The sequence below is a fragment of the Desulfobacula toluolica Tol2 genome (assembly GCF_000307105.1).
Taxonomy (GTDB): domain Bacteria; phylum Desulfobacterota; class Desulfobacteria; order Desulfobacterales; family Desulfobacteraceae; genus Desulfobacula; species Desulfobacula toluolica.
This window is the reverse complement of sequence record NC_018645.1, coordinates 3,072,689-3,089,294: the sequence shown is the minus strand read 5'-3', so window position 1 is coordinate 3,089,294 and position 16,606 is coordinate 3,072,689. Positions and strand designations below refer to the sequence as shown.

At 44.1% G+C, this 16,606-nt stretch carries 17 protein-coding genes and 1 pseudogene; 9 read left to right on the top strand and 9 right to left on the bottom strand.

The window, feature by feature from the left end:
• Positions 1-113 precede the first annotated feature (113 nt).
• The 5 genes from istA (at position 114) to TOL2_RS14085 (ending at position 4,062) form a co-directional block, all read left to right on the top strand.
• The gene (gene istA / locus TOL2_RS14105; protein ID WP_083863884.1) at positions 114-1,553 is read left to right on the top strand and encodes an IS21 family transposase; all 1,440 of its coding nucleotides are present in this window, start codon (positions 114-116) and stop codon (positions 1,551-1,553) included.
• A complete protein-coding gene (gene istB / locus TOL2_RS14100; protein ID WP_014956934.1) occupies positions 1,550-2,299 on the top strand; it encodes an IS21-like element helper ATPase IstB in 750 nt (249 codons plus the stop codon). Before istA ends, istB begins: the two co-directional genes overlap by 4 nt.
• Positions 2,299-2,532: a hypothetical protein gene (locus TOL2_RS14095; RefSeq protein WP_041279535.1), complete on the top strand. Its 234-nt coding sequence runs from the start codon at positions 2,299-2,301 to the stop codon at positions 2,530-2,532. The genes istB and TOL2_RS14095 overlap by 1 nt, the downstream gene beginning before the upstream one ends.
• Positions 2,533-2,786: 254 nt before the next feature.
• Complete coding sequence (locus tag TOL2_RS25530; protein WP_041279360.1) at positions 2,787-2,984, top strand: hypothetical protein; 198 nt, start codon at positions 2,787-2,789, stop codon at positions 2,982-2,984.
• A 43-nt stretch (positions 2,985-3,027) separates the two neighbouring features.
• On the top strand, positions 3,028-4,062 hold the full coding sequence (locus tag TOL2_RS14085) for a group II intron reverse transcriptase/maturase (protein ID WP_332370623.1): 1,035 nt from the start codon (positions 3,028-3,030) through the stop codon (positions 4,060-4,062).
• Positions 4,063-4,173: 111 nt separating this feature from the next.
• On the opposite strand, the gene TOL2_RS14080 is transcribed toward TOL2_RS14085, so the two are convergent.
• Both TOL2_RS14080 and TOL2_RS14075 read right to left on the bottom strand, forming a co-directional pair.
• The gene (locus TOL2_RS14080; RefSeq protein WP_041279534.1) at positions 4,174-4,557 is read right to left on the bottom strand and encodes a hypothetical protein; all 384 of its coding nucleotides are present in this window, start codon (positions 4,555-4,557) and stop codon (positions 4,174-4,176) included.
• Positions 4,558-4,833: 276 nt separating this feature from the next.
• A complete protein-coding gene (locus tag TOL2_RS14075) occupies positions 4,834-6,150 on the bottom strand; it encodes an IS3 family transposase (protein WP_083863663.1) in 1,317 nt (438 codons plus the stop codon).
• 106 nt (positions 6,151-6,256) lie between these two features.
• Between TOL2_RS14075 and TOL2_RS14070 the strand changes: the two are divergent.
• A pseudogene (locus tag TOL2_RS14070) lies at positions 6,257-6,520 on the top strand (transposase); the annotation flags it as partial.
• A gap of 318 nt (positions 6,521-6,838) precedes the next feature.
• Here the strand turns inward: TOL2_RS14070 and TOL2_RS14065 are convergent.
• The 4 genes from TOL2_RS14065 to TOL2_RS23685 all read right to left on the bottom strand — a co-directional run bounded on the left by TOL2_RS14065 (position 6,839) and on the right by TOL2_RS23685 (position 10,899).
• Positions 6,839-7,423, bottom strand: a complete 585-nt coding sequence (locus TOL2_RS14065) for a hypothetical protein (protein WP_014958080.1) — start codon at positions 7,421-7,423, stop codon at positions 6,839-6,841.
• Between the two features lie 116 nt (positions 7,424-7,539).
• The gene (locus tag TOL2_RS14060) at positions 7,540-8,472 is read right to left on the bottom strand and encodes a hydroxymethylglutaryl-CoA lyase (protein ID WP_014958079.1); all 933 of its coding nucleotides are present in this window, start codon (positions 8,470-8,472) and stop codon (positions 7,540-7,542) included.
• 125 nt (positions 8,473-8,597) lie between these two features.
• Positions 8,598-9,770 (bottom strand): ferredoxin reductase family protein, encoded by a 1,173-nt coding sequence (locus TOL2_RS14055; protein WP_041279533.1) that lies wholly within the window; start codon positions 9,768-9,770, stop codon positions 8,598-8,600.
• A 328-nt stretch (positions 9,771-10,098) separates the two neighbouring features.
• Positions 10,099-10,899: a GrpB family protein gene (locus TOL2_RS23685; protein ID WP_051012398.1), complete on the bottom strand. Its 801-nt coding sequence runs from the start codon at positions 10,897-10,899 to the stop codon at positions 10,099-10,101.
• 88 nt (positions 10,900-10,987) lie between these two features.
• On the opposite strand from TOL2_RS23685, the gene TOL2_RS14045 reads away from it, so the two are divergent.
• Both TOL2_RS14045 and TOL2_RS14040 read left to right on the top strand, forming a co-directional pair.
• On the top strand, positions 10,988-11,863 hold the full coding sequence (locus TOL2_RS14045) for a tyrosine-type recombinase/integrase (protein ID WP_014957515.1): 876 nt from the start codon (positions 10,988-10,990) through the stop codon (positions 11,861-11,863).
• The gene (locus TOL2_RS14040) at positions 11,860-12,945 is read left to right on the top strand and encodes an IS91 family transposase (protein ID WP_014958076.1); all 1,086 of its coding nucleotides are present in this window, start codon (positions 11,860-11,862) and stop codon (positions 12,943-12,945) included. Before TOL2_RS14045 ends, TOL2_RS14040 begins: the two co-directional genes overlap by 4 nt.
• 748 nt (positions 12,946-13,693) lie before the next feature.
• Here the strand turns inward: TOL2_RS14040 and TOL2_RS14035 are convergent.
• The 3 genes from TOL2_RS14035 to TOL2_RS24915 form a co-directional block, all read right to left on the bottom strand.
• On the bottom strand, positions 13,694-13,978 hold the full coding sequence (locus TOL2_RS14035) for a type II toxin-antitoxin system RelE family toxin (protein WP_014958075.1): 285 nt from the start codon (positions 13,976-13,978) through the stop codon (positions 13,694-13,696).
• Positions 13,968-14,219 carry a type II toxin-antitoxin system Phd/YefM family antitoxin gene (locus TOL2_RS14030; protein ID WP_014957534.1) on the bottom strand — a complete coding sequence of 84 codons (252 nt, stop codon included), beginning with the start codon at positions 14,217-14,219 and terminating at the stop codon, positions 13,968-13,970. Before TOL2_RS14030 ends, TOL2_RS14035 begins: the two co-directional genes overlap by 11 nt.
• Positions 14,220-14,390: 171 nt before the next feature.
• Positions 14,391-14,555: a hypothetical protein gene (locus tag TOL2_RS24915; RefSeq protein WP_158406100.1), complete on the bottom strand. Its 165-nt coding sequence runs from the start codon at positions 14,553-14,555 to the stop codon at positions 14,391-14,393.
• A gap of 402 nt (positions 14,556-14,957) precedes the next feature.
• On the opposite strand from TOL2_RS24915, the gene ltrA reads away from it, so the two are divergent.
• Positions 14,958-16,298 (top strand): group II intron reverse transcriptase/maturase, encoded by a 1,341-nt coding sequence (gene ltrA, locus TOL2_RS14025; RefSeq protein ID WP_014957509.1) that lies wholly within the window; start codon positions 14,958-14,960, stop codon positions 16,296-16,298.
• Positions 16,299-16,606 lie beyond the last annotated feature (308 nt).

The window sequence follows — 16,606 nt, the reverse complement described above, 5'->3', positions numbered from 1 at the left end:
GACAATTAAAATTCCTGAAATATAAATCAAAAAAATGGTAAAAGCCGCCAAATCTTATGAAAGGAGAGATTTGGATGGTAACGGACCAGCAAGTGAGGAGGTTATTCAAGTTGATTCAAACTGAAAAAAATTTCGGGATAGCAGCAATGAAAGCAGGTATGGATGAAAAAACGGCTCGAAAGTACCGTAAAATGGGCAAATTGCCAAGCGAACTTAAACAGGAGCATAACTGGAGAACACGTAAGGACCCGTTTGAAGACGTATGGGATGGTATCAAAGGAATGTTATCAATAAATCCGGGGTTGGAAGCCAAAACCATTTTTGAGGATCTTCAAAGAAACCAGCCAAGCCGATTTGCCGATGGGCAGTTGAGGACCTTGCAACGGAGGATAAAACATTGGAGGGCAACAGAAGGACCGGGTAAAGAAATTTTCTTCGCTCAAATTCATAAGCCGGGCGAATTATGCCAGTCTGACTTCACCCATATGGATGAGCTGGGCATCACCATATCCGGCGTTCCTTTTGATCACATGATTTATCATTTTGTTTTAACCTATTCCAACTGGGAAACCGGTACCATATGTTTCTCCGAGAGTTTTGAAAGCCTGAGCCAGGGCCTGCAAAATGCTTTATGGGAATTGGGCGGTGTACCGTATCATCACCGCACAGATCGCTTGGCTGCCGCTGTCAACAAGGAGACCCACCCGGAAGAGTTCACCCGCAGATATCAGGATCTTGTCGACCATTACGGTCTGACTCCTTCTAAAACGAACCCGTCCAGCCCCAATGAAAATGGTGATGTGGAGCAGCGCAATTACCGGTTCAAAAAAGCCGTTGAACAAGCCCTGTTATTGAGAGGTCACCGGGATTTTAAAGACCGGGAAGAGTATGAGAGTTTTCTGTCCAGGTTGTTTGGGCAACTGAATGCCGGCCGAAAAGGCCGCCTTGCAGAAGAAGTGGAACTCCTGCATCGGCTCCCCAAACGCCGGATCGACTCATGTAAAAAACTGGATTTAAAAGTCGGTCCCAGCAGTACCATACGAGTCAATCACAATGTCTACTCAGTGAACAGCAGGCTCATAGGAGAAAAAATACAGGTTCGTCTTTACATGGAATGTCTGGAAATCTGGTACGGACAGAAAAAGATCGACACCTTGCCACGGTTACGGGGTGAGGGGAAGCACAAAATCAATTACCGGCATATCATTGACAGCCTGGTCAAAAAGCCGAGGGCGTTTGAAAACTACCGCTATCGTGATGCCATGTTTCCCACCAGCCGTTTCCGGATTGCCTATGACTATTTAAAAGAACGCTATACTGTTCAAAGCGCTGCCTCAAGATATTTGAAGATTCTATACCTTGCCGCAAAAGACAGTGAAGTGGCTGTAGACAGTGCTTTGACGGTTTTAATAAACGAAAGCCATGAAATCAGCAAAGATGCTGTTCAGCGCCTTATGGAATCCAATGCCCCTGTTGCCGGACCAGATGATATCCATATTCCGGCAGTTGATTTAACCCTTTATGACAAACTTCTCAAGGAGGTGGCAGCATGATGAGTGATCATGACCAGATCATGAACCATCTCAAGAGTCTCCACATGCCGACCATGCGCCGCAGCTATGAAGAAATGGCAGATCAGGCCCGGGCGGAGTCATGGGGGTATGAACAGTATCTTTTACAGCTGCTGAATCTTGAATGTGAAGTGCGGTGGCAAAACCGGATAGCACGGAACCTGAGGGCATCCAAGCTGCCACCGTCAAAGACCTTTGAAAATTTTGATAAAAAACGCCTTCCCATAAAGGTCGCTAATCATTTGAATGTACTGATCGACGGCTCTTTTTTAAGCCGATCTGAAAATATTTTGGCCTTTGGGAATCCGGGAAGCGGGAAAACCCATCTGTTGTGTGCCATTGGCCATGAATTGATTGCAAAAGGAAAGCAGGTCCTTTTCATCTCATGCAGCCAGCTTGTTCAGGAGCTGCTGATCGCCAAAAGGGAGCTTGAGTTGACAAAAAAGCTCAAAAGCCTCTCCAGGTTTGATGCCGTGATTATCGATGATATCGGATATGTCCAGCAGAGCCGGGAAGAGATGGAGGTGCTGTTCACCTTCCTGGCAGACCGGTATGAGCAAGGCAGTCTGATGATCACCAGCAATCTTCCCTTTTCCAAGTGGGAACAGATTTTTAAAGATCCGATGACGACGGCTGCGGCTATCGACAGGCTTGTTCATCACAGCATTATCTTTGAATTGAATGTTGAGAGCTATCGCATGGAGCAGGCCAAAAAGGAGGCAAGATAATGTTCGAACACGATATGGAAACAGCATATACCAGGGAAGAACTCGTAGAAATTGTCAAAATGATACGGCTGCCTTTATACAATAGAGGCCTGCACTGTGGCGCCAGGGTTATAAGGGAGGAAATGGAGAATGAGAATATCCAGCCAATACCTTCTGTGAGAACTATTGGGCGTATATTATCACGACATGGCCTAACACATGGCAGAACCGGTTTTTATAATAATCCTGTTTAAAAACAGATGAATAATAAACGGCCATTTTTTTATGCGAAAATCACATATTTTTTTTGTAAAGCGTTGTACGGTTATCTATAATCTTTGAATGGCAAGGCTTTCGGGTTTTTTTATTTAAAAAGGAGATGGTATGCGTGGAGGATATATTGATTAAAGCGGGTTTCAAGTATCAAGCAGAAAAATGAAGAAAAACAATATGCCTCCGGCGGCCCTACGGGGTATTTGTTCCGCGCTAAGGCGCGGGGATTTAACGCATGAAGGACAAAAACATGGGGGGAAGGGCAGAATACATTGGACAGCATACTGCCCCCCATGTCTTCGTCACCAGTCACGGCGCTCGGGTTGCTTCCCAGCAGTTGCCCTATCCTCCAGACCGGCGTGAGGGATATTATCAATGTTACAAAAAATATCAAGTCAATAATGAAAAAAAATATAAAATCAGCAGGTTATAAAGGAATGAGAAACGGGAATTTTAATTGTCGTTGAAGGAAAAAAATATTTGTCGTTGATCAGGACCCTTCCTTTTCTAATTCAAGTTTTGGATTCAGGCCTGGAAAGTCCCAGCATAAAGCAATCTTCAGGGCCAGGCATCATCTGGCTTCAGGGTATGGATATACCGTTGACATGGATCTGTCAAAGTTCTTTGACAGGGTGAACCACGACCGTTTGATGAGCAGACTGGCTACCAGGATCAAGGATAAACGGGTTCTAAAGTTAATCCGTAAATACCTGACAGCCGGAACAATGATCAACGGCCTGGTGGTGTTTTCCACCGAGGGCACTCCCCAGGGTGGCCCACTTTCTCCGCTGCTTTCCAACATCGTTCTTGATGAACTGGATAAGGAGCTGGAGAGAAGAGGGCTGCGGTTTGTCAGGTATGCAGATGATTTTGTCATATACCTTAAAAGCAAGAAAGCCGCACAGCGGGTTATGGAAAGTATTAAACGGTTCATAACTTTAAAATTAAAGCTCAAGGTGAACGAGGAGAAAAGCTCAGTTGGAAATGCTTGGCGGAGCAAATTTTTAGGGTTCTCCTTTTTCAAAATGGATGGTCAGCCCAAAATCCGGATTCACAAGAAAGCGATTAGCCGTTTCAAAGAAAGAGTCCGGGAGTTGACACACCGTAGCAGCGGCAAAAGCCTGTCACAGGTAATCTACAATCTGAACTTGTACCTGAAAGGATGGTGGAACTATTACGGTCTTACTCAAGGCCGGGCTAAATTCAGATCCTTGAACGGGTGGATACTCAGACGATTGAGATGCCTTCTCTGGACACAGTGGAAGAATCCCAGAACGAGAGTCCGCAACCTGCTTAAACTCGGGATATCCCGTAAAAATGCTTTCTTATGCGGAAATGCCCGAAAGAAGATGTGGCGTATGAGCAGGATAAAGTGGGTGATCATTGCTATGCCGAATAAATATTTCCTTGATCGGGGGTTTATTCCTTCCTGGGAACTGACCTGCCTGATCAGCCGAACCGCCTTGGTACGTGATCCGTATGCCGGGTGGTGTGGGAGGGCTCCTCAGTGATGGGGAGTCCTATCCCGATTTTAAGACCTTTAAAAAAAACTAAGCCTTGTTTCCAGTTTTGTGGGGGGGGGATCACCTGTCACCCGGGCGGCTCGGATAGGCCAGCTTTGTTTATTTATAATTCGGTTTGTATAAAAGGTCTCTCTTTTTAAGTTTAATTTTTGATCCTTTTTTTAGTACAAACATTGGAGGAAGTTCTGTAATAACCTCGCCAATAAAATTTTCACTTTCATTCATAATTAATTTTACATCTAAAAATCCGCTTTGATACCCAACTTCATTGTTGATTGGCTTCGAGATAGCAAAAAATGCTCGGACGGTATATATTTCCCCAACCTCTATATTAAACTCCTTCTCAAAATTGGGTAACTCCTCAATCATTTGTAATAATTCTCTTGGATAATATTCTTTTTTCTTAGCATTTTCTGGATTAAAAATATGGTACTTATTTTTTATTAAATCCATCTGAAATAAATTTTTTTTCTTTTTCGTCAAATTATTCACCGTTTAAAAAATTAATATTACTATGGGGCTAACACACCTACCGCTTCATTTTGATTGTTGCAAAATTTCAAAAATAAATCTGCCCCTTTTTTCTGATGAAGTTTTCATTTGTCTTTCACTGCGGTGGATGTCAAGCAAGATGTCGCCTTTTTCTAAAACACTTTGTTAATATTCCCGCAAAATCCCCTCATGACCTCCGACGGATAATTTGAGGATCCATTCTCGCCCATGAGGGATTTTTGCTAATGCTATACCCATTTCTGACATCTATGCAGCCCTCTTTGCCGTATCAGTGGATTGTTTTACCTTCTTAAATCTTTTTAAAACAACCTCTGTAACGGGTTTCCAGTTCCTTGTTTTTTTTGACCATCTTTCAGGATGTTTCGTTTTAGCCTTCTGATACACATGATGACGATTTTTAAGGATTTGTATATCCCTGCCGTTGTGTCGATCTTCCGGAGTGACATAATTAATGCCGCTATGCAGATGCTCCTTATTATACCAATGAATAAAACGATTTGCCCATTCTCTGGCATCAAATAGATTTTCAAATGGTTTGTCCGGATATTCCGGTCGATATTTTAATGTCCTGAACAATGACTCTGAGTATGGATTATCATTGCTGATACTGGGTCTGCTGAATGAGGGAATAACTCCCAAATCCTGAAGCTTTACCAGCATGGTGGCAGATTTCATGGGAGATCCATTATCAGAATGCAAGGTGACTTGTTCTTCTGAAATTTTTTCTTGATTGCAGGCATCCGTTATAAGTTCAGCTGCCAAATCACCGGATTCATATTCATAAACTTGACATGCCACGGCTTTTCGGCTGTATAAATCCATCACCATATATAGGTAAAAGAACCTGCCCCTTACTGTTGACGGCAAATACGTTATGTCCCAGCTCCACGACTGGTTCGGGGCATTTGAAATCAATGGATCAGGACTGTGCCTTTTTGCGGGAAGACTGGATTGACGGTGTTTATTCATTTTTAAGTCCCTAAGAATTCTGTACATGGTTGATTCAGAACCCAGATAAATTCCCTGGTCAGCAAGTCTTGGTACGATCTGATTTGGATTGGACTCAGCAAATTCAGGCGACTCTAATACATTGGCTATCCGGGTCTTTTCATCATCAGGCAATTTATTGCCAGGGGCGGCTCGGGAGCCTTTTCGGCTGTCCAATAGGCCATTTTTGTTCCACCGCTGAAGGGTTCGAATGGTCAGTCCCAATAATTGGGCTGCCTTGCTTTTTCGTGCCCCGGATTTACAGGCCTCTGAAATCAATTTCAGCACAGTTTTTTTGTCTTCTTGACTGATCAATCGTCCTCTGACTCCCCCCCAGATTTCCTGGGCTTTTTTTTTAAGAACCAGCAAGGCTGCTGTTTCTGCCAGCGCTTTATCTTTACGGGACAGGTCTTTTTTTAGAGCAGCGATTTCTTTTTTAAGATTTTTGTGTTCTTCAATTTGTTCTTTATTCGCCTTCGGAATTATTGCTGATATGGCATCTTTTTTCCACTGGTCCAGATTATGGATAAAAATACCATTTTTGCGGCACCAGGCAGTGCGTTCGTCAGCAGTCATGGAACCTGTTTTAATTATTGCTGAAATACGTTCTTCGGCTGTCCAGTCTTTTCAATGCCCCAAATTTAATTTTTAATTGAGGCGACATCTATCCTGACACAGGGGGGATGCCATGGAGTTTATCCGACGATTCTTGCAGCATGTTCTTCCCAAAGGGTTTATGAAAATTAGACATTATGGATTTCTCAATCCCAACAGCGCATTGTCCATAGAAAAAATCCGTGAACTCATCTCATTCATCCATGACATTATTGCTCTTTTTATTAAAATCCCGGAACTTGAAATACCGGGTATTAAATGCAGCCATTGCGGGCATGATTTGAAATTTATTTTCTTTGCAAAGCCGGAACCAAGAGGCAGGCCCGGATAACTTCACAAAACTGACTACCCGGTGTTGCTCGACTTTAAAAACAGCCTGATAAATGACTATCGACATGCTTCAGTATCCGTACGCCAAATTGACGGTATTTTAATTTTTGACCTGGGTTTTAAGGGCTGAAAACGACCTGAATTTTGATTTTTACATCAGGATAAAGGCCATCTTTTGATATTTTAATCACATCTTGTCATAAACACATCCAGCAAATCGTTAACCTTTCCCCCTATTGATCCGCGGCTTCTTGAACCATAGGATTAGTACCGAGCCTCGTGCCTCGGCACGGTTACTAATCCTTTATTTGTTCGGTATTTATAATTCAGATTGCCATTTTATGCTGCCGTGGTAATAATGTGATCCATCACTCCATTTGCCTTTGGAGGTGAATTTTAAACCATCTTCCGTAATATTGATTTCAGTTTCGCCAATTTTCGCACGCTTGTGATGAGTCTTATCATGATGAATAGGAAGCCCTTTCGCCGTGACGGACAATTTCCCAAATAAATTTATTTTTGCTGCAACCCTTATTTTTGCAATTTCTTCACCATCAGATTCACCATCATTTTCAAAAACAAGAAAAATGAATGAGCTTGAGCTGAATAGATTTAGTTTGTCTGACCAAATGTGCCAATTCGGTGGGCTTGTAATAGCGCCACAGGGTTTTGATGGAAGATTTAATCTCCTTTCACCTGTAGAGCCATCGGCATGAAAACCCAAAGTAGAAATGGTTAACTCATCATCGCCTTTAGGATCGTTTGCATCTTTACATGTGAGATCCTCTAAATACACTAAGTAAGGAACTCGAGGAACCATAACAAATGCATATATAGCAATAAAGGAGGCAATAAGAGGTACTGAAACAATAATAAAACCTATGCACTTTTTTAAATATGACATAAATCACCTCATACCGAACATGAAAATCTGCGGTTCATCCGCCAGCATTTTCTTTGTTTAAAATTATTAAGGGGAATAATCAAGGGTTGATCCTTGATTTCTTTCAGTTTCCGGCGTCAACCGTATTTACCACAACACTTGTTACCATCAAAAAATGGACAGGTGGCGCATGCCAGAGAATCAGGCGCCGGTCGACGATGCTGTTTTGTTGGCAGATAAGACGCTATGATTCCATAGGCGTGAATAAGTTTTTCAATGTTTACGGTTACTTCTTCACCTGCACCGGTCAAGGCTTTCACAACAGCTTCAGTTGCCACATTGCCAGTAGCACCGGGTGCAAAGGGGCACCCGCCAAGTCCCCCCACACTTGCATCGACTACCTGTATGCCGTAGGAGACCGATTTAAGAACATTGGCAATCCCTCTTCCATAGGTGTCGTGGAAATGAACAGCAAGGCGTTCCACCGGTACACAGGGCAAAATCGCATCCATAAGTGATCCCACTTCGTCCGGGGTTGCTTTGCCGATGGTATCTGAAATAGACAATTCGTCTATTCCCATTTCGATCATCTGTTTTGCCAGCTCGACAACAGTAGCGGGGGCAATTTTACCCTCAAACGCACACCAAAAAGCAGTTGATATATAGCCCCGTACAGGCATACGGAGCGTCTTTGCCTGCTTAAGCACAGGCTTAAAACGCCTAAGGGAATCGGCCACAGTTGCATTAATATTTTTCATGTTGAACGTTTCACTGGCCGCTGTGAAAACTGATATTTTATCCACGCCTGCTGCTACAGAGTTCTCCATTCCTTTTTCATTGGGCACAAGGGCTGAATAAACAACACCTTTTTTTCGTCTTATGTTTTGGAATACGGTTGCTGCATCCTTAAGCTGGGGCACCATGTTCGGGGAGACAAATGCACTGACTTCAATTTCGCTCACACCTGATTCAGACAAAGCATCCACAAAGGCGATCTTGGTCTCTGTGGGTATCGTTGCATTTTCATTCTGCAGGCCATCCCTGGGGCCAACCTCAACAATTTTTATCATTGGATAACTACCTTTACGGTTCGTTTATTACGCAATAATCCGCACTGATATATATTAAAACTTTTTTATTGAAACCATGTCCGCCAGGTTTAACAACCTGAATTATTATGGTTTGAATTCCATTATCAGAATGCAAACCGTTCAATATGAAGCCGATGATTAGAGATTTTATTCTCTTTTAATATTTGTAATACAGCATTTGCCATTTGTGGAGGGCCGCAAATAAAAAAATCATATTCAGAAAAAGGATTGGGAAGTTCCATATTACACCTATGGTCATTCAGTACGTTTAACAGAATTGTTTTGTCGATATGACCTTTTGCTCCCTTCCACTGCGGTGCACGTGAGAGAACCGGTTCAAAAATAAAATTATCCATCTGATGAGATAATTTTCGGATTTCGTTAAGACGAATCAGATCTGTTTCACGTCTGGCACCCCATATCAGTATTACTTTGCGTTTGGGATCTTTAATCGAAAGATTCTTCAGCATAGAGAGCATGGGGGTGATGCCGATGCCACCCGCAATAAAGACAAGGCAGTGATGGGAAGGCACCCGGGTATATGTAAATTTTCCATATGCACCATCAATGCAGACAAGATCTTTGGCAGTGACTTTATTTAACCTGGTTGTAAAATCTCCTAACTGCTTGACGGTTACGCAGATCCGTTCGTCCTCAGGCCTGGATGAAATGGTAAATGGATGGGATTGGTCAGACAGCTCGCTATTCAAAAGGCGGAGATAACAAAACTGTCCGGCATGGTGATTAAATTTTCTACCGTTAGGTGGGTCAAAATGCAATGACACAACAGAATTTGATTCCTGTATTACTTTGGCCACAGTCCAGGGATGTTTTTGCATTATTCTGGGTAAAATCATTTTATGGTACAGGAAAAATGACAATGCACTGCAGGCAATTGTCACCATGCAAGTTTTAAATCGGGTCAACCCCTGCCCGGGAATCAAGAGGATATGAAAGACCAATATGACCATACCAGCCGGCATGGCGTAATGAAATAACAGGCAACGCTCGTGGGTGAGTTTAATAACTGCTGAAATTTTATCTCTGTACGGTATGAGGACCGGTATAAAACGGATAAAATAATTACTGAAAAACAGACCGCTGAATATGGTTGCCCACAAAAATACAGTTTCGGCAGTACCGCCTGCTGCAGCCTGTATTTCACTGGCATATTTATCATTTCCAAAGCTCGTGTGGACAACGACGATCATTAAAAGCCCCACAGCTGACAACATATGTAGAATCATTCGCCTGTCTTGGGGAACAAACCATTCCATCAGCCGATTCCGAGCGGTTACAACAAATTGCAGCGCATACCAGACAAATGCATATATGCCGGCAATTCTTGAGATAAGAATGAATGGTGTCAGATTGTGATCTAATGCCTGTAAAAATAAGAATATTGGTATAAGCGGCAGCAATAGATATAAACTAAATAATGGGAAAAAATCACATACTCTCATAATTGGAAAAGACTCAGTTTATGGTTCCCTTTTATAGTCACTCTATCTTACATCCAAAATCATCGGTGGAATCTGGTGCATTTTGATGGTTGAAACCCAAGAGTTCACTTAGAAGCTCCATTTTGGGGCCCCAATAGGGCCGCTAAGGGCTGTTTTTGAAGATATGTTGGGCCTGCGCGTTCAGGACTCCTCGAACGAAATCATGCTTGGACTCTGTGTACAATTTCCGGTCGTCCGAAAATCGATGCCGAAGTTCCTGCTTTAATGCCGCATACCGTTTCCGTACCCCGGCATCCTGCCGCAGGAGGTCTCGGAAACACAGGTAATGGCTCCACTGAACGTCGGCGAGCGTGACCACGTGCAGATGGATGGTCCGGACATCCGGCTCACTCTCCCAAACGAAGAGGTGGCCACCTGCGTTTTGTCCGTCACCACGGTAGATGTAGCCGAGTGCCGTAAGTCTCTCGATCAGCTCAGGCATCACATCAAGGGCAGCCACCGCGGCGGCGATATCCAGAATGGGCTTTGCAGGCAGGCCAGGCACGGCCGTACTGCCAACGTGCTGCACATCGGCAATGAGGTCGGCACCGACCTCCAGCACCCGTCGACAAGCCTGAGCGGCAAGATCAGCCCAGCCTGAGTTATGGTCAACAACCCGCACAGTATTTCGTATCAACCCAATCATTCTTCTGTTGCCCAACGCGGTGCTGACCGGCACCGTGCGCCGATCAAGCAAACGCAGTTTGATTGTGCGGTGTGCGGTGACCGGTCCAGCCCCTGGTTCCGGCGCAAGGCGCCGGGGCCAGGGGCTGGACGAAGTCAGCACCGCGTTCCAGGCGGCGCAGCCGCCTGGAACGCTGAAATCAGGGGCGCGGCTTTTTGCGTCCCCTGAATTTAATTGTTCAAGTAAGCCGCTGCGCGGCAGATTAAGCCGTATCATCATTGTTCAATTCCATTGCTCATGGTATCTTGTTACCGGCTTGCAGGTCGGTATCTTCACCCGACAAGGTTAAAGAAAAAAGGAAGATACCATGAGCAATTTAATCAAACGTTTTAAAGAAGATCTCCAACTTGCCGGTTATGCAAAAAGGAGCATTCAATCCTATACCAGTTCGGTTTTAAGACTACAGCGCTTTTACAATAAACCATTAGAAGATATCACTGAAGAACAGCTCCGTCAATACTGGCTTTGCTGCCAGAATGAATTCGGCTGGAGCGCTGCTACTCTGCGGATCAGTTACTCTGGTATTCAGCATTTTTTTACCAAAACGCTGGTCCGGTCCTGGAACATTTTCAACGACATCAAATGGAAGCGTGAGCAGACCTTACCGACTATTCTGAGTCTGGAGGAAGTCAGAAAGATTATTTATGCCCTTCCCACTGTGCAAAGTCATGCATTTTATTTGACATTATATTCCATGGGACTGCGTTTAAGGGAGGCAACAACACTTCAGGTCAAAGATATTCTTTCCGACAGGGGACTTGTGCATATTCACGGTGGAAAGGGTGCCATGGACAGGACGGTGCCTTTACCCAAAATAACCCTGTTGACGTTGCGCAAATACTATAAAACCCATCGCAATTCAAAATGGATATTCCCTGCTTTGGGCCGCAATGGCGGTAAGGACGCTCAATATGCCAAAAATCATGTCAGTGACAGTGGGGTTCAAGGCGTTTTGCGATCTACTTTGAAACGCCTGAAGTTTAAAAAACATGTTCACCCTCATGTCTTCCGCCATGCCTATGCGACGCATTTGCTGGAAGCTAATATCCCCATACGCCATGTGCAAAAAATATTAGGCCATAAAACCCTTAAAAGCACCATGATTTATCTGCATGTGACCACACAGGCCCAAGTTGATTCCAATGACAAAGTTTCCAAAGTCATGCAGGGGGTGTTGTCATGAGTGCTGTTCAAAAAATCTTCCAAATGTATGGGCCGAAATATCTGACACTTTATGGAGATCGAATGCTGAAGTCTCATAAAAAAACCATACGGGATATCAGTGCCTGCAGAAAGGGTTCCTTTGGAACAATGGTGTATGAATGTGATGACTGCCGTAATCTGCATTTTATTCACTGCTGCTGCGGCAATCGTCATTGTCCCAACTGTCAGCAGAGTAAAGCGGACCAATGGCTGGATCAGCAGATGAAAAAGCTGCTGCCGACCTATTATTTCCTGTTAACCATTACACTTCCCCAGGGCCTGCGGGATGTTGTAAGGTCTCATCAAAAATTATCTTATGGTACCCTGTTTTCATGCACCAATGAAGCCCTGAAAAAACTGGCACAAGATACACGGTTTATCGGATCTGATCGAATCGGATATCTGGCAGCCCTCCACACATGGGGCGGCATGCTTCAGTATCATCCACATTTGCATATAATAATTCCCGGAGGTGCTTTATCTGATAATGACCAATGGCTTTCTTCCAGACAGGATCTGTTTGTTCACACAAAACCTCTGGCGGTCATTTTTAAAGCCAAATTCAAAGATGCCATAAAAAAAGCCGGGCTGCTCGATAAAATTGATTCCGCAGTATGGAAACAGCAATGGGTGATTGACAGCCAGGCCGTGGGGCAGGGAAAAAATTCCCTGCGCTATCTTTCAAGATATGTGTTCCGGGTTGCCATCTCCAATAATCGTATTAAAAGCATTGAAAATGGCGTCATCAAATTTTTGTATAAAGACCGTGAAAAAAAGAAGTGGAAAACTATGGCATTGGATGCCATGGAGTTTATCCGACGATTCTTGCAGCATGTCCTTCCCAAAGGGTTTATGAAAATTAGACATTATGGATTTCTCAATCCCAACAGCGCATTGTCCATAGAAAAAATCCGTGAACTCATCTCATTCATCCATGACATTATTGCTCTTTTTATTAAAATCCCGGAACTTGAAATACCGGGTATTAAATGCAGCCATTGCGGGCATGATTTGAAATTTATTTTCTTTGCAAAGCCGGAACCAAGAGGCAGGCCCGGATAACTTCACAAAACTGACTACCCGGTGTTGCTCGACTTTAAAAACAGCCTGATAAATGACTATCGACATGCTTCAGTATCCGTACGCCAAATTGACGGTATTTTAATTTTTGACCTGGGTTTTAAGGGCTGAAAACGACCTGAATTTTGATTTTTACATCAGGATAAAGGCCATCTTTTGATATTTTAATCACATCTTGTCATAAACACATCCAGCAAATCGTTAACCTTTCCCCCTATTGATCCGCGGCTTCTTGAACCATAGGATTAGTACCGAGCCTCGTGCCTCGGCACGGTTACTAATCCTTTATTTGTTGTACCCTCGCATAAGGAGAAATTAAATAATTCAACAACTCATTGATTTAAGTTCAATTTTTCATTAATCGACCAAGACTTGCAGAGGAATACCAAAAAGTTGAAGCAGAACGGTATCAGGCAAATAGACCACTATTTGCTCACATCTGTAGAAATCTGAGTGCTTTGGTGAAAGCTGCCAACCCCCTGAATGCACAAATACAGATCTGTTCCGGCAATAATTGCCAATGCCAGTGTCGCAATAGCCAAAATGACATTCAGCCAAATAAGGATACTGCTTAGCAGACTACTTTTTTCGGAATTTTTGTCAATAGAGTTTATAAGATCTTCAACGCAACTTGCAAAAATTTCGGCTTTTGCAGCCTAAGAGGGTCCGGTGCTACCATCGTATCCACCAAGGTTTTTTATTAGCTTCTCTCGGGAGGCTTTATTTGAGTTCATGATCTGTCTCGTGCTTTTTCATACACAGCACCTTTTTCTCTTTTTCCAACAGCAACAACAAGGACGAACAATTCTTGATCGATCACTTCATACACAAGTCGATACCCACTGGCCCTAAGTTTGATTTTGTAATGATTCTCAAAGCCGGAAAGCTTACCGGAGGGTACATGAGGTACCTCCAAACGCTCTTTCAGTTTCTTCCTGAATTGCGCCAAAATAGAATTATCCAGCTTCTTCCATTCCTTCAGAGCCGTTGGGAGAAACTTTAGTTTATAGCTCATTGATATCTACCTCAATGGCCTGGGCTTTCTCATGTTCACGCTCTTTAACGATCAGTCCGAGTTCATAATCCTCCAACCTATCAAGGATTTGCTGATAGGTGTCGGCTGGGATCAAGTAAGCGGTTGGTTTGTTGTGGTTTAAGATAGCAATGGGTTCTCCGCCTGATGCGTCAATCAATGCTGAGGGGTTTTTCTTTAACTCAGAAATACTTGCTGAACAGTTAGCTAATACGGCCTCCATAAAGACCTCCATTAATAATGGTTGATATTTAGGTCTTATTATAGGTCTTTTTTGTAACCGTTTCAAGCAAAAAATCTTGACATATCTCCACACTGGCTGCCATGTGTAATTGGGGTACAACGCTTGGGTAACGGGCAGCAAGGGTTTCCAAAAAAATTGATTGAAAGCACATCATTCAAAAGTTTTTTCAACCTTTAAAAAGAAGGAGACCCTTGCTGTCCGGTTCACCCGCCTGTTGTGTGCCGGGCACGGCACACGTCTTAAGGGTGAGCCTGCATCTTCCTTTATGGAAGTCAAGGCAAGTCCCAAGCCCAGCCAGATGGAGGCGAAGGGCATAGTGTTATCACAACGGGGTCCCGGTGACGGTACTCCGGAAGGCAGTGGCTTCGCCGAGGCGGAGTGGCACAAAAGTACGGGGTGACGTACAGAAATCGAGTTAGGCGTGCATTTGCGGGACGAGCCTGCAACACAAGGTAAAGTCCTCTATCCATTATAGGCAATGTCCGTATACTCGGCACCCACGTATTGAAAGACGTGTGTTTTACCCCGGGAGATCTTCCATGCTGCCCTGGGATGCCGCGTGCGGCAGAAATTGGCTGAGGGCAGGGTAACCTGCTCCGACCGCATGGAAGAAGTCAGCAGAGGGCATAGTAGCCGCAGGAAAACGAGCCGTGAATTCCACGGAGGACTCACCCCGGTGAAGGCCCGAACGGTGCCCGGACCGAATGGTACGGGTAAATGATAGAGACAAATAGGAGGTGTATACTTATGGACATATTGCCACAGCAGATGGAAATGTTCACAGCGTTACAGATCACCGAAAGTCCGACAGAAAGTTCCCGACTCATGGAGTTTATCCTTGAAAGGGGAAACATGTTCAGAGCATTAAAAAGGGTCCGTAGCAACAAAGGGGCACCTGGAATCGACAACATGACCGTTGATCAACTACCGGGTTACCTCAGACGCCACTGGCCCAAAGTTAAGGGAAAGTTGCTGCAGGGAAACTACAAGCCATTACCGGTGAAAAGGAAAGAAATTCCTAAACCCGATGGCGGAGTAAGACTGCTCGGCATTCCAACAGTTTTGGATCGTTTGATCCAGCAAGCCGTCAGCGAGATATTGCAGCAAATATGGGACCCGCATTTTTCTGAGTCCAGTCATGGATTCAGACCTGGAAGATCCCAGCATGATGCCATACTCCAAGGCAAAGTTTATCTGCTCTCAGGATATACACACTCTGTTAATATGGATCTTTCCAAATTTTTCGACAGAGTGAACCATGACCGCCTCATGAGCCGTCTGGCTGAAAGAATAAAGGATAAGCGGGTTCTCAAGCTTATCCGAAGTTACTTAACAGCCGGTGTCATGATCGACGGGGTGGTTGTATCTGCCGCTGAAGGAACTCCTCAAGGCGGCCCTCTTTCACCAGTGATTTCAAATATCGTTTTGGATGAACTGGATAAAGAGTTGGAGAAAAGAGGGCATAAATTTGTCAGATACGCTGATGACTTTGTCATATATCTCAAGAGCAAGAAAGCGGCCGAACGTGTTATGAAAAGTGTTACACGGTTTATAACCGTAAAGCTCAGGCTCAAGGTCAATGAAGAGAAAAGCAAGGTCAGCCGACCATGGCTGGACAAATTTCTCGGCTACACATTTATCAGTATGTGCGGCAAGACCAAGATCCGCATACACCGGAAAACAATCGAGCGCTTCAAAGAAAGGGTTCGAGAATTAACAAACCGGAACTGTGGTCTAAGTCTTCCCCAGATCATTGATAAATTGAATATGTACATCAGGGGATGGTGGAATTATTACTGTCTCACCGAAGCAAGACACATATTCAAGTCCTTGAACGGCTGGATTATCCGCCGCTTGAGATGTGTTGTATGGAAACAGTGGAAAAATCCCGGAACGAAAATCCGGAACCTGCTTAAACGAGGCATACCGTTTCAATATGCCGTCACTTGCGGAAATTCCCGCAAGAAACACTGGCGCATGAGCAGGGTTAAATGGGTTGTCATGGCTCTGCCAAACAAATATTTCCTTTCTCTTGGATTATTTCTGCCCGGGAACTAATCTGCCTGATCAGCCGAACCGCCGGATACGCGATCCGTATGTCCGGTGGTGTGGGAGGGCTCCTCAGTGATGGGGGGTCCTATCCCGATATGTGAGTTATTTTGTTTTTATATTGTTTTTGTGGTTTTAAATGTTTTTTAATGCCTTTAATTTCTGTATTTTTTATTTCCGTTTCACTTCTCGAATACCGATGCCAATTATGCATTTTGAGCAATGAATTTATTCTATTACACATAACGCGGTGCTGACCGGCGCCGTGCGCCGTACAAGCAAACGAAGTTTGATTGTGCGGTGTGCGGTGACCGGTC

What these genes read in the sequence shown, in the direction of transcription:
- TOL2_RS14095 (WP_041279535.1), top strand. Translation starts at nt 2,299, where the DNA reads ATGTTCGAACACGATATGGAAACAGCATATACCAGGGAAGAACTCGTA.
- TOL2_RS14035 (WP_014958075.1), bottom strand. Translation starts at nt 13,978, where the DNA reads ATGAGCTATAAACTAAAGTTTCTCCCAACGGCTCTGAAGGAATGGAAG.
- istB (WP_014956934.1), top strand. Translation starts at nt 1,550, where the DNA reads ATGATGAGTGATCATGACCAGATCATGAACCATCTCAAGAGTCTCCAC.
- TOL2_RS14065 (WP_014958080.1), bottom strand. Translation starts at nt 7,423, where the DNA reads ATGTCATATTTAAAAAAGTGCATAGGTTTTATTATTGTTTCAGTACCT.
- TOL2_RS14060 (WP_014958079.1), bottom strand. Translation starts at nt 8,472, where the DNA reads ATGATAAAAATTGTTGAGGTTGGCCCCAGGGATGGCCTGCAGAATGAA.
- TOL2_RS14040 (WP_014958076.1), top strand. Translation starts at nt 11,860, where the DNA reads ATGAGTGCTGTTCAAAAAATCTTCCAAATGTATGGGCCGAAATATCTG.
- TOL2_RS14055 (WP_041279533.1), bottom strand. Translation starts at nt 9,770, where the DNA reads ATGGAATGGTTTGTTCCCCAAGACAGGCGAATGATTCTACATATGTTG.
- TOL2_RS24915 (WP_158406100.1), bottom strand. Translation starts at nt 14,555, where the DNA reads ATGCCCTTCGCCTCCATCTGGCTGGGCTTGGGACTTGCCTTGACTTCC.
- TOL2_RS14030 (WP_014957534.1), bottom strand. Translation starts at nt 14,219, where the DNA reads ATGGAGGCCGTATTAGCTAACTGTTCAGCAAGTATTTCTGAGTTAAAG.
- TOL2_RS23685 (WP_051012398.1), bottom strand. Translation starts at nt 10,899, where the DNA reads ATGATGATACGGCTTAATCTGCCGCGCAGCGGCTTACTTGAACAATTA.
- ltrA (WP_014957509.1), top strand. Translation starts at nt 14,958, where the DNA reads ATGATAGAGACAAATAGGAGGTGTATACTTATGGACATATTGCCACAG.
- TOL2_RS25530 (WP_041279360.1), top strand. Translation starts at nt 2,787, where the DNA reads ATGAAGGACAAAAACATGGGGGGAAGGGCAGAATACATTGGACAGCAT.
- TOL2_RS14075 (WP_083863663.1), bottom strand. Translation starts at nt 6,150, where the DNA reads ATGACTGCTGACGAACGCACTGCCTGGTGCCGCAAAAATGGTATTTTT.
- TOL2_RS14045 (WP_014957515.1), top strand. Translation starts at nt 10,988, where the DNA reads ATGAGCAATTTAATCAAACGTTTTAAAGAAGATCTCCAACTTGCCGGT.